This is a genomic window from Streptomyces sp. NPDC088810 (assembly GCF_044750305.1).
Lineage (GTDB): Bacteria > Actinomycetota > Actinomycetes > Streptomycetales > Streptomycetaceae > Streptomyces.
Genome location: NZ_JBIVJQ010000006.1, coordinates 337,386 through 354,852, shown reverse-complemented (window position 1 = coordinate 354,852; position 17,467 = coordinate 337,386). Strand labels below are relative to the sequence as shown.

Below are 17,467 nucleotides of genomic sequence, written 5' to 3'. Positions count from 1 at the left end.
CAACGATCGACCGTACGAGGAGAACCATGAAGTGTCCCCGAAGGCCCGGCCGACGCCTGGCCTCCCTCTTAGGCGCGTTCGCCGCCGTCACCCTCGCGGTGACCGGAACGGCCGGCGCCCAGCCCGCACCGGTGCAGGCGAGCACCCTCGGCGCCCAGGCCGCCCAGTCCGGACGGTACTTCGGCACCGCGGTGGCCGCCGGAAAGCTGGGCAACGGGACGTACACCGCGATCCTGGACCGGGAGTTCAACGCGGTCACGCCCGAGAACGAGATGAAGTGGGACGCCACGGAGCGCTCCCGGGGCTCGTTCAGCTTCACGGCCGCCGACCAGATCGTCAGCCACGCCGTCGCACACGGGCAGCGCGTCCGGGGCCACACCCTGGTCTGGCACTCCCAACTGCCCGGCTGGGTCGGCTCGATCTCCGACGCCACCACCCTGCGCAGTGTGCTGCGCAACCACATCACCACCGAGATGGCCCACTTCAAGGGCAAGGTGTACGCCTGGGACGTGGTGAACGAGGCGTTCGCCGACGGCGGCAGCGGAGCGCGCCGCGCCTCCGTGTTCCAGAAGGTCCTCGGCGACGGCTACATCGAGGACGCCTTCCGCACCGCCCGCTCGGCCGATTCCGCGGCCAAGCTCTGCTACAACGACTACAACATCGAGAACTGGTCGGACGCCAAGACGCAGGCCGTGTACCGCATGGTGCGCGACTTCAAGTCCCGGGGGGTGCCGATCGACTGCGTCGGCTTCCAGAGCCACTTCGGTTCGTCCGGGCCGCCCGCGAGCTTCCGGACGACGCTGGCTAACTTCGCGGCTCTCGGTGTGGACGTGCAGATCACCGAGCTGGACATCGCGCAGGCGCCGGCGACCGCGTACGCGAACACGGTGAAGGCCTGCATGAACGTGGGGCGCTGCACCGGCATCAGCGTGTGGGGCATCCGTGACAGCGACTCCTGGCGCGGCGGGGAGAACCCGCTGCTGTTCGACGGCGCCGGGAACAAGAAGGCCGCGTACGGCGCGGTGCTGTCCGCGCTCGGCGGTACGGCGGCCGCACCGTCCGCCGCGGCCGCGCTGCCCTCGAGCTTCCGCTGGTCCTCCAGCAAGCAGCTGATTGCCCCCAAGCCCGACGCGACCCACAAGATCGCCGGGATCAAGGACCCGTCCGTCGTCTACTACAACGGCAAGTGGCACGTGTTCGCCAGCGTGGCCAGCTCCTCCGGCTACAACCTCGTCTACCTGAGCTTCAGCGACTGGTCCCAGGCAGGGTCGGCCACCCACCACTACCTCGACCGCACGGCCATCGGCAGCGGCTACCGGGCCGCGCCCCAGGTGTTCTACTACGCGCCGCAGAAACTGTGGTACCTCGTCTACCAGACGGGCAACGCGTCGTACTCCACCAACCCGGACATCAGCAACCCGAACGGCTGGAGCGCGCCGCGCAACTTCTACGCGTCGATGCCGGACGTCATCAGGCAGAACATCGGCAACGGCTACTGGGTCGACATGTGGGTGATCTGCGACAGCGCCAACTGCTACCTGTTCTCCTCCGACGACAACGGGCACCTCTACCGCTCGCAGACCACCGTCGGCCAGTTCCCGAACGGGTTCACGAACACCGTCATCGCCGCCCAGGACTCCAACAGGTACGCCCTGTTCGAGGCGAGCAACATCTACAAGGTGCAGGGCGCCAACCAGTATCTGCTGCTCGTGGAGGCGGTCGGTTCCGACGGGCGGCGCTACTTCCGCTCCTGGACCTCCGGCAGTCTCGCCGGCTCCTGGAGCCCGCTGGCCGCGTCCGAGGGCAATCCGTTCGCGCGGGCGAGCAATGTGGCCTTCCCGTCGGGCGCCTGGACCAAGGACATCAGTCACGGCGAGATGATCCGCGCCGGGTACGACCAGACGCTGACCGTCCCCGCGTGCAGGCTCCAGTACCTCTACCAGGGCCTGGACCCGAACGCGGGCGGTGACTACAACAGCCTGCCGTGGCGGCTCGGCCTGCTCACGCAGACCAACTCCGCCTGCTGAACGGCCCGAAGCGGGACGCCGCCCGGAGCGGCGTCCCGCCTTCTCGCACCGTCGTGCACCGGTTACGGGTTCACGACGCTCCCGCCGAAGGTCACCACGAGGTGGCCGTCGGAGGCGAAGGACCAGCCCAGGGCGCCCGTGTACGAGGAGCAGCGGGAGCCGTTGGTGCCGGTCCAGAACTGGTTGGAGCTGTCGGCGTTGCCGACGGTCTTGTCGTTCGAGCCGCCGGCGCCGAAGCGGCACGAGGTGTTCGTGCGGAACACCGACGTGCCCGCGTCGAACGAGAAGTTGCGCTGAGCGTTGTCGATGCCGACGTTGTTGGAGATCGTCATCGTGCCCGGGTTGCTGTTGTAGGTGAACCCGTGGTGGCCGTTCTTGTAGGCGATGCTGTGCTGGACCACGTGGTTCACGGCGATGTCGTCACCGCCGAGCTTGTAGCCGTTGCGGTCGCCGTTGGAGTTGACGGTGCCGTCGCTCAGGGTGCCGTTGTTGTAGGACAGGGAGTACTCGATGGTCACCGGTCCGATGGCGCCGGTGTCCGTCTTGGTGAACAGGTCCCAGCCGTCGTCGATGTTGTGGTGCGAGACGTCGTAGCGGAAGACGTTCCCGGTCCCGGTGGTCAGCTTCGCGGCGAAGCCGTCGGCGTCCTCGCCGTCGGAGTCGGCGTTGTCGTGCGACTCGGAGCTGACGATCAGGTTGTTCGACGGCCACTGGGAGCCGGGCGTGGTGGAGGCGATCCGGCCCAGCTGCAGCCCGGTGTCCCGGTTGAACGCGGTCACCACCCGCTCGACGACGTTGTTGCTGCCGCCGACGTAGATCCCGTTGTCACCGGCGTGCTCGACGGTCAGGCCGTACAGCCGCCAGTAGTTGGCGTTGAGCTGGATGCCCCGGTTGGACGGGCTCTCGCTCTGCCCCGAGAAGTTCAGTACGGGCTTCTCGCCGGGGTAGGCGGAGAGGGTGGTGCGGGCGCTGGAGCTGCCGTTCGCGCCGGCCGGGATGGTGATCGTGGAGGAGTAGTTGTACGTCCCGCCGCGCACGTAGATCGTGCCGCCGGGGGTGATCCGGCTGATGGCCGAGGCGAGCGTGGTGGGGGCCGACTCGGTGCCGGCCGCGCCGTCGGTGCCGTTCGGTGACACGTAGAGCACGGCGCCGGTCGCCGCCGTGGAGACGTCGGCGTCGAGATAGTCGAGGTTGGGCAGGCCGCCGGCGGTGGTCGGGGTGAGCCGGATGGTGTTGCTGCCCGCCTTCACCGGCACGGTCAGCGTCTTGGTGGCCCAGGTGGTCCAGGCACCGGTCGCCTCGAACGACGCCGTGGTGGCCGTCGTACCGTTGACCGCGACGGTCGCGGGCCGGGCGGCGGTCGCCCCGTTGGCGAAGCGGACGCCCAGGGTCGCGGTGCCCGCGTCGGCGGCGTTCACGGTGAACTGGACGTATCCGCTTGTGGCGTTGGCGCCGTTGCAGAAGCCGCTGCCGGAGTAGCCGGTCCAGTCGGAGTCGATGGTTCCGGTGCAGACCGCGCTGGCACTCTCGGCCTCATAGCGTGTGGTGGCGGCGTCGGCCGTGGTGCCGGACAGCGCGACGAGCGCGCCGGCGAGCAGACCGGCACACGCGATGGCTGGTCTCAGTTGCATCGGCTTGTCTCCCTGCGGGTTGGCTCTGCTCTACGGATGCGAGTGGTCCAGGGGGGTGAACCCGACGCCCGGTCGTGGCATGGTGACGGGTGAGGGAAAGCGCTTTCCCCTGGACCTTCCCGACGGTAGGGAGACGACATGCACGCGTCAACCGTCGCGTACATGATTTCTATTCAGAAGTGTGAATCGAGGTGGGAGTTGGGCGCTACTCGCCGGGGGCGAGGGTGCGGGCCACGACGGCCGCCGCGTCGGCGATCAGCGCCTGGTCCACCAGGGCGTCCGGGGCCGTCTTACTGGACAGGACGGCCAGCACGAGGGGGGTCCGCCGGGTCGTCCAGGCCACACCGACGTCGTGGGCGCTCGCGTAGTCACCGGTGCCCGTCTTGTCCGCCACGACCCAGCCCCGCGGCAGCCCTTTGCGGAACCGCTCCGCGCTGGTGACGGTGCCCTTCAGCCAGGTGACGAACCGCTCGCGGTCGGCGTCGGCCAGCGCCCGGCCCAGGGTGACGCGCTCCAGGCTCGCGGCGATCGCCTCCGGGGTCGTGGTGTCGCGCGGGTCCCCGGGGACCGCGGCGTTCAGCTCGGGCTCCCACCGGTCGAGCCGGCTCACCCCGTCGCCGAGCGACCGGTAGAAGCGGGTGAGACCGGCCGGGCCGCCCACTTCCCGCAGCAGCAGGTTGCCGGCCGCGTTGTCGCTGTACTGGATGGCCGCCGCGCACAGGTCGGCCACGGTCATGCCGGTCGCCAGATTCTCCTCGGTGCGCGGCGAGTTGGGCAGGATGTCGTGCGGCGGGTACTGCACGACCCGGTCCAGGGGCGCGCAGCCGCCGTGGTCGCGCAGGACCGCCGCGGCGGCGAACGCCTTGAACGTCGAGCACATCGCGAACCGCTCCCCCGCCCGGTGGGACACGGTCCGCCCGGTGCGGACGTTGCGCGCGTACACACCGAGCCGGGCGCCGTAGCGCCGTTCCAGCTCGGCCAACTCGGCCTGCCCCGCGCGTGCCCGGACGTCCGGCGCGGCGGACGCGGCCGGTGCGGAGAGCGCCGTGGCGGTCATCGCGACGCCGGTGACCGCGAGGCCGGCCTGGAGCAGGCGGCGGCGCGGCAGCGGGGTGGGTCGGTCGGTACCGGTCATGGGTGTGGTCCTCCCAGTCGTCCGTCGTCGGTGTCGATCTCCGACGGGGACAGCGAAACAGCAGGCAGGCACCCATGTCCAAGAGGGAACTTTGAAGATCCCATACCTTATTGATATGTGCAGTCGCCTCCGGCCGGGTCCGCTGATACTCGGGCCCGGTCGTCTTGGCGGGCGTCGGCACCGTACTGGTCACGGATCTTCACAGTCCTGGACGAACAGACCGTCACCGTTCCCGGCACCGAGGCAGCCGCACTGATCGTCCCGAGCCTCGCCGGCTCGCTGACGGCCGTCCTTGACCAGCGCAAGCTGCTGGCCGCGGGGGATCGAGGAACTGCTGGAGGCGCACCCTCCTTCCGCGGTCCTGACGTCGATGCCGGGAGTCGGTGTCAGCACCGGAGCGCGCATCCTGATCGATGCCGGCGACGGCAGCACCTTCCTGAACGCCGGCCATCTTGCCGCCTACGCCGGACTCGCCCGGTGACCGAGGACGGCACCTTCTACGAACCCCAGCCATCAGCCGCAGTCACCTGACCGGCGGCTCTGCGAGGAGGACGACTCGGCCAGCCTCGACATCGAAGCCCAGCACCGGATGGCCACAGCCGCCCTCCGGATCCATCAGCACCGGCCGGCTCATGACGGCCGGCCGGACCCGCAGGTTCAGGCACTCAGCGTCAGCCGGACGCGACAGCACCCAACGCACCCTCGGAGTGGTTTCGCGATCCCTGCATCCTCCGCGACCCGTTGCCCCACGCCGACGGCACCATCACCGCCGTGACCAGCATCGCCGTGGCGCGGCCAGTCGCGTAGCCGAACCGCGCTGACCGCACCACCATTCGTCAGGGTCGGCAGGACGGCCGGACGCGGAGCAGCTCGGTCCGCAGCACGGGCGTGCCGTCGACAGGCGCCGGGTCCTGCGCAGTTGGTTCGATACCGCCAGCAGCGATCTTGTCGAGCGTCTCCAGGCCGGCTGCACCGACCGTGCCGAACACCGTGTAGTTCGGTCGCAGCGCGGAGTCGCCGTAGACGACGAAGAATTGCGAACCGTTCGTGTTCGGCCCGGCGTTGGCCATCGCCAGCAGGCCGCGCCCGTAAAGGCGACGGACGCCGGTCGGATCGCTCGGTGCCGGCGGCAGGTCCACCGGCAGCTCGTCCTTGTACTTGTACCCCGGCCCACCCTCGCCAGTGCTGGTCGGGTCGCCGCACTGCAAAACCTTCAGCGTCGGATACGCCGTCAGCCGATGACACACCGTACGGTCGTAGAACCGGTGCTGTGCCAGGTGCACGAAGCTCTGGACCGTGCACGGTGCCTTCGCCCGGTCCAGACGCAGCGGGAGCGGGCCCTGGCTGGTCGGGACAGCCATATCGACCGTGCCGTGACTGGGGGTGCGCCGCGGATCGGACGGCAGGGGAACCGGCCGCGCCGCCGGCTCGTCCGGAGTCTGGGTGTACTGGCAAGGGCCGTGCGTGGTTCGCGGCGGGGTGTCGGAAGCAGAGGCGGTGCTGCCCCCGGACGCGACCAACGCTGCTGCCGCCAATGCGGTCATGAGAGCTCGGTTCATCCTGCACACCCTCCAGAAGATCACCAGATTTCGGAGCGGTCGCAGTCTAAAGCGCGGCCCGGCGGGCGAGAACCCGCCCGCAAGCCACATACGCCTCCCAGTCTTCGGCCCGCGGCCGCAGGCCATTTCGTTCACATGCGGCACAGCGCCGACTGCCCGATCAGAGCGTCCGCCCGGTGCACGACGGATGCTCCCCGAACCAGAGGACGTACGGTCCCCGCTCCGCACCCGGCCAGCCCCGCCCCCCACAGCCGCAACGGTCGGCCACCACATCGATGCCCCACCCGAAACGGGAACACACAGGAGATCAGCACCGACCCAGCGCAGGACGGGTTCCTCAGGTGATGACAGGTGCCTACAGGTCAGCACACAGGCAGCACGGGTAGCGCCTGAGCCCCGGAGCGCTCCGGGGCGCTACCACTGTGACCTGCATGTTTGCCATAGGTAATGATCACTGCCAAGTCGACACGGTAGAAACCTTGTTGATATGAGTGACCGGTGGATCTCCTGGCACACCTGGACGCGTACGTGGCGACGGCCGAGGAGCAGAGCTTCTCCCGGGCGGCCGACCGGCTCGGCATCGCCCAGCCGCTGCTCAGCCGCAGGATCAAGACGCTGGAAGAACACTTCGGCGGCCCGCTGTTCGACCGGTCCCGGCGGCAGATCGCGCCCACCGAACTGGGCGTGCTGCTGCTCCCGTACGCCCGGGACGTGCTGGACCGGGCCCAGCGGCTGCAGCAGGTCGCCCGCTCGGCCCGGCAGTCGCGGGTGCGTGCCGTCGGCGTGCCTGCGGACTGCGCCCCGGCCGCGCTGGCCCGGGCCCTCCGCGCCGGCACCGAGCACGGGGTCACCCTCGGTATGCGCGAACTTCCGCCCCTGGAGCGGGTTTCCGGGCTGGCCGACGGCTCGCTCGGGTACGCGCTGGTGCGGGCCGCTCCGGAACAGGCCGCGTTCCGGACACCGTTGGGACTGGCGTCCGCGCCGGCACGGGACGGCACCGGGAGGCACCGGGTCCACCTCGAAGAGCTGCGGCCACGCCGCACTCGCGCCGCCGCACCCACCGCACCACCACCCCTGCTGCTCCTGACAGAGGACCAAGTGCCCTACTTCGAAGAAAGGCTGGCGCGGGCCGCCGCTCGCGCGGGGCTGCCCGAGGACCGGATCCGGCCGGCCGGGCCGGCGGCCACCGCGCTCGCCGAGACCCTGGCCGGGAGCGCGCTGCTGCTGTGCGCCGAGCCGTTCGCCCGGCAGCACGGGGCCCACTGGACGCCCCTGGCCGACCGCGCCCTGCACCGCGGGTACGACGTGAGCGCCGCCCCGGGCCGGAACGGCGGGGGCGCGGTGCCGGGCTGGCTGGCCGCGCTGCTCGCGGCGGCCGTGGGTGGCGCACCCGCCCGGCGCGGCGCGCCGGGATCCGGGGCCGGGAACGAGGACCTCCGCGCGCGGCTGGCGGCACACGGATGAGTGCGGCAGCGGTGCACCACCCGGTGTACACCGGGGACGACACCGCCCTCCTGGACGTCGCCGAGGCGATCGCCACGGACTGGGCGGCCCTCGGCGTCCGCGGTTCCTTCCTCGCCCGCAACCTCGACACCGGCGAGCAACTGGGCTTCGACATCGATGAGTCGACGCCGCTGGCGTCGGTGGTGAAGGTGCCGCTCGCCCTCGTCGTGCTGGAGCGGATCGCGACCGGTGACCTCGATCCGGCGCTGCCGGTGACGGTGGACCCGGGCACGAGCAGCGTCGGTCCCACCGGGCTCGCCGCCTTCCGGCATCCGGCCACCGTGGCCGTCGCCGACCTGGTCCTGCTGATGCTGTCCGTGAGCGACAACGCCGCCGCGGACGCGCTGCTCGGCCTGGTGCCGGTTGCGGACGTCGACGCCCGGCTGCGCGCGTGGGGGTGCGACGGCATCCGGATGCGGCACCGGATGAACCACCTGTACGAGTGCGCCGCCGGTGCCGCCGGAGACGATTTCTCCCTCGCGCTGGAGCTGGCCGTCCGGGACGAGCGCGCGGGCCGGCACACCATCGAGACCCTGGACCCGGCCCACGCCAACGCCGGCTCGGCCGCGGCGCTCGTCGGACTGCTGCACCGCGTGTGGTGCGACGAGATCGCCACTCCCCCGGCGACGGCGGAGCTGCGCCGGCTGATGGGGCTCCAGGTCTTCACGCAGCGGCTGGCGAGCGAGCTGCGCACGGACACGCTCCGGTGGAGCGGGAAGACCGGTACGTTTCTGCACCTGCGGCACGAGATCGGGGTGGTCGAGGCGGAGTCCGGGGAGCGGGTGGCGATGGCGGCGCTGACCCGTTCGGGGCGTCGGGCGGGGCTCGCTCCCGACATCGACCTCGCGATCGGGGTGGCGGGGCGGGGGGCGTTCGAGGCGCTGCGGGGGTAGGGGCTGGTCGCGCCCACGCGGCGGAGCCTCATGTCCCTCAGGGCAGCAGGCGTTGTTCCTTCGCCACCGCCACCGCGCCCGCCCGCGTGTCCACGCCGAGCTTGTCGTAGATGCGCCGGAGGTGCGTCTTGACCGTGGCCTCGCTGATGTGGAGGGCGCGGGCGATGGCGTGGTTGGGCAGGCCTCGGGAGAGGTGGGCGAGGATGTCGCGTTCGCGTGGGGTGAGGGAGGGGCGAGGGTTGCGCAGGCGGGACAGGACGCGGTCGGCCACCGGCGGTGAGAGCGCCGGGCGGCCCTGGGCTGCGGCGTGGATCGCCGTGAAGAGGTCCTCGGCGCGCTCGGCCTTCAGCAGATAGCCGGTGGCGCCGGCCTCGATGGCGCGGGTGACGTCGGCGTCGGTGTCGTACGTGGTCAGGACCAGGACGTGCGGGGCGGGTGAGGTGGCGCACAGCCGGCGGGTGGTCTCCACGCCGTCGATGCCCTCGCCGAGTTGCAGGTCCATCAGGACGACGTCCGGGGCGGTCTTGCGGGCAAGGGCGAGCGCCTCCTCGCCGCTGCCGGCCTCGCCGACGACCTCGATGTCCGGTGCGCTGTGCAGGAGCGCCAGCAGTCCGGCGCGTACGACGGCGTGGTCGTCGCAGACGAGGATGCGCACCGGTGTCCGTGCCGCCGTCTCGGGGGTCATCGTGGCTCCAGGGGGATCGCCGCCGACAGGGCCGTGCCTTCGCCCGGTGCCGACTCGACGGTGAGGGTGCCGCCCAGCTGGCGCAGACGGGCGCGGATGGCGGGCAGGCCGTGGCCGCGCGCGGCCGCCGCGGCGGCCGGAGAGGCGGGGCCGGCCGGGGTGCGCGGGTCGAAGCCGCGGCCGTCGTCGGTGACGTCCAGGACGATCTGGTCGTCCAGGCAGGTCAGGGTGAGGGTCACGGTGGTGGCCGCCGCGTGTTCGCGGACGTTGGCGAGGGCGCCCTGGGCGATGCGCAGCAGGGCCGACTCCACGGGGGCGGGCAGCGGGTCGGGCGGGCTGCCCTCGGTGTGCACACGGACGGTGAGCGCGGGTGTCGTCTCGCGCTCGGCGACGGCGCGCAGGGCCTGGAGCAGGCCGCCGCCCTCGGCCAGGTCGGCCGGGGTCAGGTCGTGGACGAAACGGCGGGCCTCGGCGAGGCTGCGCTCGGCGATCGCCGCCGCCGTACGGACGTGCTCCCGGGCCGTGCCGGGCGCGGTGTCCCACAGCCGGTCGGCCGCCTGGAGCAGCATGCGCTGGCTGGACAGGCCCTGGGCGAGGGTGTCGTGGATCTCCCGGGCGAGCCGTTCGCGTTCGGCGAGGGTGCCCTCGCGGCGCTCGGTGGCAGCGAGTTCGCGCCGGGTGCGGACCAGGTCGTCGATGAGGGCGTCCCGGCGGGCCGCCTGGCGCTGCATGACGACGAACACGGTGGTGGCGACGGCGGCCACCGCGGGCGGTGCCAGCAGCACGTTCGGGTCGGGCCAGCCGGCCAGGCCGAGCTGGGCGACGACCGTGAGCGCCGTCAGCAGTGCCACCAGCGGGACCGCGGCGCGCGGCGGGAGGGTGCGCAGGCCGGTGTAGAAGAGCGGGACCGCGCACCAGGCGAAGCTGGGGGCCAGGACGACGAGCAGCGCCCAGGCGGCCACGACCAGGCCGAGCCAGGTCAGGCGGCGCGGAGTGGGCCGGGTGCCGAGGGCGGGTCCGAGGACGTAGAGCGCGGCCAGCAGTGCGGACAGGGCGAGCACCCAGGGGGTGTGCGGTCCGCCGGCGTGCCGGGCCAGGTAGCGGGCGACGGACGCGGCCAGCAGCACGAAGAAGGCCGTGTGCATGACGACGGTGAGGGCGCGAGTGTCGTCGCGCTCGGGTCCGGTCACGGTCGGCACCTCCCTCACCTCGCTGAACTGGGCAAACACCTCCCATTGTGCCCAGGTCCGCGGCCCGCGGGGTCATCCGATCGGATGACCACCGGGACGACCGGTACGGCGACGCAGGGCGGCCGGATCCGGGCCGAGGATCGGTTCCGGGAGCGACCCACGCCCCCGGCCCCTGCCCTACCGGAAGGTTCCCCAGCATGCCCAGCCGCAAGAAGCCGTCCCGCCGTACCCGTGTTCTCGTGGGCGGCGCCGCCCTGGCCGTCATGGGTGCCGGTGTCGTCGGCACGGTCGCCGCTAACGCCGCCGACTCCACGGACGCCACGCCCACCGCCCCCGTCGCGGCCCGCGAGGGCGAGCTGACCCGGAGCACGCACCTGACACTGGACGCCGCCACGAAGGCGGCGAGCGCCGCGGTGGAGGCGGCCGAGAAGGACGGCCGGCAGGTGTCGGTGGCCGTCGTGGACCGCAACGGCAACACCCTGGTCATCCTGCGCGGGGACGGGGCGGGCCCGCAGTCGTACGAGTCGGCGGAGCGCAAGGCGTTCACCGCGGTGTCCTGGAACGCGCCGACCTCGGAGCTGGCCGCGCGGCTGGCACAGGCGCCGAATCTGAAGGACATCCCGGGCACGCTGTTCCTCGCGGGCGGCACGCCGGTGACCGCCCAGGGCGCTCCGGTCGCGGGCATCGGCGTCGCGGGCGCTCCGTCGGGCGACCTGGACGAGCGGTACGCGCGGGCGGGCGCGGCGGTGCTCGGCCGCTGATCCCGGCCGGCCCGGGCGTACGGCCGCCGGCCTCCGGGCACAGCGGGACGTCCGGGTCCGCCCAGCGGGGCGGACCCGGACGTCCTGTTCAGCGCGTCAGGCGGGTCAGACGAGGTCGAACCGGTCCGCGTCCATGACCTTGCTCCACGCGGCGACGAAGTCCTTGACGAACTTCTCCTTCGCGTCGTCGCCGGCGTACACCTCGGCGAGCGCGCGCAGCTCCGAGTTGGAGCCGAAGACCAGGTCGGCACGGCTGCCGGCCCACTTCACCTCGCCGGTGGCGGCGTCGCGGCCCTCGAAGGTGGTCTGGTCCTCGGAGGTCGCCTTCCACGTCGTACCCAGGTCGAGCAGGTTGACGAAGAAGTCGTTCGTGAGGACGCCGGGCGTCTTGGTGAGGACGCCGAGCTGCGACTGCTGGTGGTTGGCGCCCAGGACGCGCAGGCCACCGACGAGCACCGTCATCTCCGGGGCGCTCAGGCTCAGCAGGTTCGCCTTGTCGAGCAGCAGGTACTCGGCCGGCAGGCGGTTGCCCTTGCCGAGGTAGTTGCGGAAGCCGTCCGCGGTCGGCTCCAGCGCCTCGAAGGACTCGACGTCGGTGTGCTCCTCGGTCGCGTCGACCCGGCCCGGGGTGAAGGGCACCTCGATCTCGAAGCCGGCTTCCTTCGCGGCCTTCTCCACGCCGGCGGCACCGCCGAGGACGATGAGGTCGGCCAGGGAGACCTTCTTGGCGCCGGAGGAGGCGTTGAACTCCTGCTGGACGTTCTCCAGGGTGCGCAGCACCTGCGCCAGCTGGTCGGGGTCGTTGACCTCCCAGCCGCGCTGCGGGGCGAGGCGGATGCGGGCACCGTTGGCGCCGCCGCGCTTGTCGCTGGCACGGAAGGTGGACGCGGACGCCCACGCTGTGGTGACCAGCTGGGACACCGACAGGCCCGACTCGAGCAGCTTGGTCTTCAGGGTGGCGATGTCCGCCCCGTCGATCAGCTCGCCCTCGCGCTCCGGCAGCGGGTCCTGCCACAGCAGGGTCTCCTGCGGGACCTCCGGGCCGAGGTACAGCGACTTCGGGCCCATGTCACGGTGGGTCAGCTTGTACCACGCGCGGGCGAAGGCGTCCGCGAACTGGTCCGGGTTCTCGTAGAACCGGCGGGAGATCGGCTCGTAGATCGGGTCGAAGCGCAGCGACAGGTCGGTGGTGAGCATCCTCGGGCGGTGCTTCTTCGACGGGTCGTGCGCGTCCGGGATGATCTCCGGGGCGTTCTTGGCCACCCACTGGTGGGCGCCGGCCGGGCTCCGCTCCAGCTCGTACTCGTACTCGAAGAGGTTCTTGAAGAACCCGTTGCTCCACTGGGTCGGCGTGGCGGTCCAGGTGACCTCCAGGCCGGACGTGATGGCGTCCCCGCCCTTGCCGGTGCCGTAGGTGCTCCGCCAGCCCAGGCCCTGCTCCTCCATCGAGGCGGCCTCGGGGTCGGCGCCGACGTGGTCCGCCGGGCCCGCACCGTGGGTCTTGCCGAAGGTGTGGCCACCGGCGATGAGGGCGACGGTCTCCTCGTCGTTCATCGCCATGCGGCGGAACGTCTCACGGATGTCGCGGGCCGCGGCGATCGGGTCCGGGTTGCCGTTCGGGCCCTCCGGGTTGACGTAGATCAGGCCCATCTGCACGGCGCCGAGCGGGTTCTCCAGCTCGCGGTCGCCGGTGTAGCGCTTGTCGTCCAGCCAGGTGGTCTCGGGGCCCCAGTAGACGTCCTCCTCGGCCTCCCAGACGTCCTCGCGACCGCCGCCGAAGCCGAAGGTCTGGAAGCCCATCTGCTCCAGGGCGACGTTGCCGGTCAGGATCATGAGGTCGGCCCAGGAGATGCTCTGGCCGTACTTCTTCTTCACCGGCCACAGCAGACGGCGGGCCTTGTCGAGGTTGCCGTTGTCCGGCCAGCTGTTGAGCGGGGCGAAGCGCTGCTGGCCGGCGCCGGCGCCGCCGCGGCCGTCGCTGATGCGGTAGGTGCCCGCGCTGTGCCAGGCCATACGGATCATCAGGGGGCCGTAGTTGCCGAAGTCGGCGGGCCACCAGTCCTGCGACGTGGTGAGCACCTCGGCGATGTCCCGCTTCACGGCCGCGAGGTCCAGGGCCTTGAAGGCCTCCGCGTAGTCGAATTCCTCACCGAGGGGGTTGGCCACGGCCGGGTTCTTGGCGAGGATCTTCAGGTTGAGCCGCTCCGGCCACCACTGGCGGTTGCCGCCACCCTGGGTCGGGTGCAGGGCCCGGTCGTGCGCGACGGGGCAACCGCCGCTCCCCTCCTCCGACTTCGCGTCTGTGACGATCGCGTCGTGGTTCTCAGTCATGGCAATCCTTCCGAACTGTGCGGAACTCGGTGCTCAGGAACTGCGGCGGGTGGAACAGCCGGGGCACAGGCCCCAGTACACGACCTCGGCCTCGTCGATGGCGAAGCCGTGGTCGTCGGCGGCGGTCAGGCAGGGCGCGTCGCCGACGGCACAGTCGACGTCGGCGACGGTGCCGCAGGACCGGCAGACGATGTGGTGGTGGTTGTCGCCCACGCGCCCCTCGAACCGGGCCGGATGGCCGGCCGGCTCGATACGGCGCACGAGGCCCGCGGCGGTGAGCGCGTGAAGGGCCTCGTAGACGGCTTGCAGGGAGATGTGGCCCACGCGATCGCGGACTCCGGCGGCGATCGCCTCGACGCCGAGGTGGTCGCCGTCCCGGACGGTCTCCAGCAACGCGACGCGGGCTGCCGTCACGCGCAGGCCGGCACCGCGGAGCTCCTCGGCGGTGGTCGGTCTCGGGGAGGCGGTCATGAGGGCGAACCTACCGTCATAAACACGAGAGGTTCAAGAAAACGAACGATCCAGTTTTAGCCGCGTGCTGTGGCCTGCCGGCCGTCCGCGGGGCGCGTCCGGCACCCGCCGGACGGCTTGCCGGCACGTTTGCATCCGCGCATCCGGGGCCGGCTGATGGGCGCTGCCGGTCCGTTGGACACGGCCGGTTCGAGGGGCGCGGCGGGTCCGGGGAGGGGGGCGGCCGGTCCGGCCGTCGGTTGGGGACTGGGCCCTGGCCATGCACGCATCATGCGGCCCCGGCCCGACGGCGGCCGCGCGGCGAGCCGAACGGTCCTCCGAACAGGCGACTCCGGCGCACTGTGTACGGGCCTTGGCGAACGGCAAATCCGGTGACGGGTGGCCCGGCGTGCCGTGCCTGGGGGCTGGGACCTCTCGGAGTCCGGAACCTGCACCCTGGGGCAGGCTGGGGCGCCCTCCCGACCGGCGGCGGCGTGTACGGCGGCCGCACCCCTCCGGCACCGGGCCCCAGCCAGCGGGCGGTTCGGTCGGTCGCGCCGGTGCTCTCGGCCGCTTGCTCCATCGCGGCGAAGGCGAGCGTGGCCGTCACCGTGACCGGGAGGGCCTCCAGGCCGGCGAATGGCTTGCAGGAACTGCCGCGGCGCCCGGTGGGCCGCATCATCACGATCCGCCCGCCGGGTGGCACCCAAGCAAGGCCCGGGCGTCGGGGCGGCTTCCGGAACACGGCGGCCGGGCTCTGGCGCCGGCGGTCAGCCACGCCTTGTTCGCGGCGGCAACGGGGAGCGTTTCGGTGAACGTACGGACGTGGGTGGGCGGCACAGCCGCGGCCCGCTGCCATCCGCGCGGGGGGCACATCCCCCAGCAGATCGCCTCCGCCATCCGGGGCATGAGCGGCCGTAGCCTCACCGGGACCGACGGGGCGCGGTTCGGCCCCGGCCGGCTCGTCGTCTCATGCCTGACGTGAGGTGTCCCGGTAGCGGCGGGCCAGGGCGTGGAAGGCCTGCTTCGGTTCCCAGTGCCAGCCGGAGTCCGGGTCCTCCGGGCGGTCCTTGACGGTCCTGGTGAGGGCGTAGCTCGCCATGTCGAGGTCGTGCCGCGGGTCGTCGGGGCGGTGCGGCGCGTCGGGGGTCACGAACTCGAAGGCCATCGCCGCGTACAGGTCCACCGAGGCGAACACGTCGAGGATGTGCCTGAGGTGGACTGCCTGCGTGCGCTCGCTGCGGACCAGGTCGCCCTTGATCTCCTCGGGCTCCTTGTCGTGGTCGACGACGTCCCAGGCCATCCCGCCGGCCTGGGGCGCCCCGACGTAGGCGCAGGTGCCGAACTCGGTGATGGCCACGGGCTTGCCCCACCGCAGATAGCGGCCCAACTCGCGTACGTGGTCGGCCGGGTGGGGAAAGTACGAGTAGTAGTCGATGCCCACGATGTCGAAGAGGCGCCAGTCGACCCGGTCGTCCTGGGCGGCGGCATAGCTGAGCCGGCCGCCGAAGACGGACCGCCCGACCGCGGCGGCCTTCGCCGTGAAGCGATCCAGGCGGCGCTGCATCACCACGGGGTCCACCCGGCCGGCGAGCAGGTTCCGGACGCGTTCGAGGGCGGTGTCGCCCGGCACGATCCCGGGCACGAACAGCCAGAACTCACAGCCCACGCTCAGGTCCACCGCGGCCCCCTGCCGACGCAGCCGTTCCGCGAACCGGCCGGTCTCGGCGAGGTGTTCCAGGATGTCCCGCTCCGGGACGTCGCCGAGCGTCGGCTGGAGCCAGACGCGCAGGCCCCGTTCGACCGCCTCCGCGGCGGTGGCCGTGAGTCGCTCCACACCGTCCCCCGTCACGTCGACGGTGTCGGCGTACAGCTCGTCCCGGACGACCCGGATGTCCTCGCGCATCCGGGCCGCGCTGAAGGCCGTACCCGGTGTCTCGCCCTCCCCCACGGTGTACACGACCCCGTGGTGGCACAGTCCGCGCTGCGCCGCCCGCGCCGGGCCCGACGGCAGCACGGCCGCGGCCGGCCCCGCGGACGCCAGGCCGGCCAGGAACTGTGCCCGCTTGATCCCCTTGGTCCTCTGCATACGGTCACCCTGCCGGGCCCGGCCGCACCGGCGCCGTCCGCCGACGGTCTACGGAGCGGGGCCGAAGGGCGGGAATCCGTCGCCGAAAGTCGCACTCCCCGGCAAACAACCACAAACAGCACATGAACGCCTTCACGTGAGAAACTCGGACTCCGTCATCGAGGTGGTCGTCGAGAGGGACGCTGGTGGACCTGGACGCCGTCGCCGACGAGTTGTACGGGCTGCGGCCGGAGGAGTTCGTGGCCGTCCGCGACCGCCGCGCCCTGGATGCCCGCAAGGCCGGTGACCAGCCCCTCGCCAAGGAGATCGGCGCGTTGCGGCGGCCGAGCCTGGCCGCCTGGGTCAGCAATCTGCTGGTGCGCCGGCAGCCGGACGAGGTCCAGCCGCTGCTCGGCCTCGGCGAGGAGCTGCGCCGCGCGCACCTCGAGCTGGACGGCGCCCGGCTGCGCCGGCTTGCCCGGCAGCAGAACGAGGTGATCGGCGCGCTGGGGCGGCAGGCGCGGCGGCTGGCCGCGGAGGCCGGACATCCGGTGGGTGAGGGCGTCCAGCGCGAGGTCGAGGAGACGCTGCACGCCGTGCTCGCCGATCCGGAGGCCGCGCGGGAGTGGGCGGCGGGCCGGCTGGTGAAGCCGCTGCGTTCGACGGCCGGGTTCCCGGCGGCCGACGAGACCCTGCTCGCCCGCCGGCCCGCGCCCGAACCGGAGAAGCCCGCCCGGGGCAGGGGCCGTACCCAGGACAAGGCCCGCCGGGAGGAGCACCGCCGGCTCCAGGCAGAGGCCCGCGAGGCCGAGCGGGAGCTGCGCGCCCGGCAGAAGGAGGCCGACGCCGCCGGACGGGCGGTGGAGGAGGCCGGTACCCGGGTGGCCGGGGCGGAGGAACGGGTCCGCGAGCTGCGGGAGCACCTGCGGCAGGCCGAGGAGGAACAGCGCCGGGCTCGGGCCGCCGAACAGGACGCGCGGGAACGGGCACGGCAGGCCGACCGGGCCGTCCGCGAGGCCCGGCGCCGGGCCGATACGGCCGCCGCACGGGTGGACCGCCCGGCCCCGGCCGGCTAGGGCCACCAGGGCGAGGCGCCCGAAAACCAGTGGAACAGCGCAGTTGTGCGCCAGTAGCGTGGCGCCGGACCGAGTCGTCTAGCCAAAGGCGTGCCGTTGTACACCGTGTGAGACCTCCCGAGCGCTGATTCGTCGCGCGTCGCGCCTGCGCGCCGCGC

At 72.2% G+C, this 17,467-nt stretch carries 14 protein-coding genes and 1 pseudogene; 7 read left to right on the top strand and 8 right to left on the bottom strand.

Annotated elements, in window-relative coordinates; translation table 11 throughout:
- The first annotated feature begins 26 nt into the window (after positions 1-26).
- A complete protein-coding gene (locus ACIP4Y_RS21820; RefSeq protein WP_401395893.1) occupies positions 27-2,027 on the top strand; it encodes a non-reducing end alpha-L-arabinofuranosidase family hydrolase in 2,001 nt (666 codons plus the stop codon).
- 62 nt (positions 2,028-2,089) lie between these two features.
- Here ACIP4Y_RS21820 and ACIP4Y_RS21815 read toward each other — a convergent pair whose 3' ends face one another.
- A complete protein-coding gene (locus ACIP4Y_RS21815; protein ID WP_401395890.1) occupies positions 2,090-3,658 on the bottom strand; it encodes a carbohydrate-binding protein in 1,569 nt (522 codons plus the stop codon).
- Between the two features lie 205 nt (positions 3,659-3,863).
- Positions 3,864-4,793 carry a class A beta-lactamase gene (gene bla / locus ACIP4Y_RS21810; protein ID WP_401395887.1) on the bottom strand — a complete coding sequence of 310 codons (930 nt, stop codon included), beginning with the start codon at positions 4,791-4,793 and terminating at the stop codon, positions 3,864-3,866.
- Positions 4,794-4,991: 198 nt separating this feature from the next.
- Here bla and ACIP4Y_RS21805 point away from each other — a divergent pair.
- Positions 4,992-5,268, top strand: a pseudogene (locus ACIP4Y_RS21805) (transposase); the annotation flags it as partial.
- A 361-nt stretch (positions 5,269-5,629) separates the two neighbouring features.
- Here the strand turns inward: ACIP4Y_RS21805 and ACIP4Y_RS21800 are convergent.
- The gene (locus ACIP4Y_RS21800) at positions 5,630-6,337 is read right to left on the bottom strand and encodes a peptidylprolyl isomerase (protein ID WP_401395884.1); all 708 of its coding nucleotides are present in this window, start codon (positions 6,335-6,337) and stop codon (positions 5,630-5,632) included.
- Positions 6,338-6,850: 513 nt separating this feature from the next.
- Between ACIP4Y_RS21800 and ACIP4Y_RS21795 the strand changes: the two genes are divergently transcribed.
- Together ACIP4Y_RS21795 and ACIP4Y_RS21790 are read left to right on the top strand one after the other, a co-directional pair.
- Positions 6,851-7,816, top strand: a complete 966-nt coding sequence (locus ACIP4Y_RS21795) for a LysR family transcriptional regulator (RefSeq protein ID WP_401395881.1) — start codon at positions 6,851-6,853, stop codon at positions 7,814-7,816.
- Complete coding sequence (locus ACIP4Y_RS21790; protein ID WP_401395878.1) at positions 7,813-8,748, top strand: serine hydrolase; 936 nt, start codon at positions 7,813-7,815, stop codon at positions 8,746-8,748. Before ACIP4Y_RS21795 ends, ACIP4Y_RS21790 begins: the two co-directional genes overlap by 4 nt.
- 37 nt (positions 8,749-8,785) lie before the next feature.
- On the opposite strand, the gene ACIP4Y_RS21785 is transcribed toward ACIP4Y_RS21790, so the two are convergent.
- Both ACIP4Y_RS21785 and ACIP4Y_RS21780 read right to left on the bottom strand, forming a co-directional pair.
- Positions 8,786-9,433: a response regulator gene (locus ACIP4Y_RS21785; RefSeq protein WP_401395876.1), complete on the bottom strand. Its 648-nt coding sequence runs from the start codon at positions 9,431-9,433 to the stop codon at positions 8,786-8,788.
- Positions 9,430-10,578, bottom strand: coding sequence for a sensor histidine kinase (locus ACIP4Y_RS21780; protein WP_401396158.1), 1,149 nt, complete (start codon positions 10,576-10,578; stop codon positions 9,430-9,432). The genes ACIP4Y_RS21785 and ACIP4Y_RS21780 overlap by 4 nt, the downstream gene beginning before the upstream one ends.
- Before the next feature lie 242 nt (positions 10,579-10,820).
- On the opposite strand from ACIP4Y_RS21780, the gene ACIP4Y_RS21775 reads away from it, so the two are divergent.
- Positions 10,821-11,384: a heme-binding protein gene (locus tag ACIP4Y_RS21775; RefSeq protein ID WP_401395873.1), complete on the top strand. Its 564-nt coding sequence runs from the start codon at positions 10,821-10,823 to the stop codon at positions 11,382-11,384.
- Between the two features lie 105 nt (positions 11,385-11,489).
- On the opposite strand, the gene katG is transcribed toward ACIP4Y_RS21775, so the two are convergent.
- Positions 11,490-13,715, bottom strand: a complete 2,226-nt coding sequence (katG, locus tag ACIP4Y_RS21770) for a catalase/peroxidase HPI (RefSeq protein ID WP_401395870.1) — start codon at positions 13,713-13,715, stop codon at positions 11,490-11,492.
- Between the two features lie 33 nt (positions 13,716-13,748).
- The gene (locus ACIP4Y_RS21765; protein ID WP_358648092.1) at positions 13,749-14,186 is read right to left on the bottom strand and encodes a Fur family transcriptional regulator; all 438 of its coding nucleotides are present in this window, start codon (positions 14,184-14,186) and stop codon (positions 13,749-13,751) included.
- 790 nt (positions 14,187-14,976) lie between these two features.
- On the opposite strand from ACIP4Y_RS21765, the gene ACIP4Y_RS21760 reads away from it, so the two are divergent.
- Positions 14,977-15,150 (top strand): hypothetical protein, encoded by a 174-nt coding sequence (locus tag ACIP4Y_RS21760; protein ID WP_401395867.1) that lies wholly within the window; start codon positions 14,977-14,979, stop codon positions 15,148-15,150.
- Here the strand turns inward: ACIP4Y_RS21760 and ACIP4Y_RS21755 are convergent.
- Positions 15,136-16,254 carry an abortive phage infection protein gene (locus tag ACIP4Y_RS21755; protein WP_401395865.1) on the bottom strand — a complete coding sequence of 373 codons (1,119 nt, stop codon included), beginning with the start codon at positions 16,252-16,254 and terminating at the stop codon, positions 15,136-15,138. The two genes, ACIP4Y_RS21760 and ACIP4Y_RS21755, sit on opposite strands and share 15 nt — an antisense overlap.
- Positions 16,255-16,439: 185 nt before the next feature.
- Between ACIP4Y_RS21755 and ACIP4Y_RS21750 the strand changes: the two genes are divergently transcribed.
- Positions 16,440-17,309 carry a hypothetical protein gene (locus tag ACIP4Y_RS21750; protein ID WP_401395862.1) on the top strand — a complete coding sequence of 290 codons (870 nt, stop codon included), beginning with the start codon at positions 16,440-16,442 and terminating at the stop codon, positions 17,307-17,309.
- The last annotated feature ends 158 nt before the right edge of the window (positions 17,310-17,467 follow it).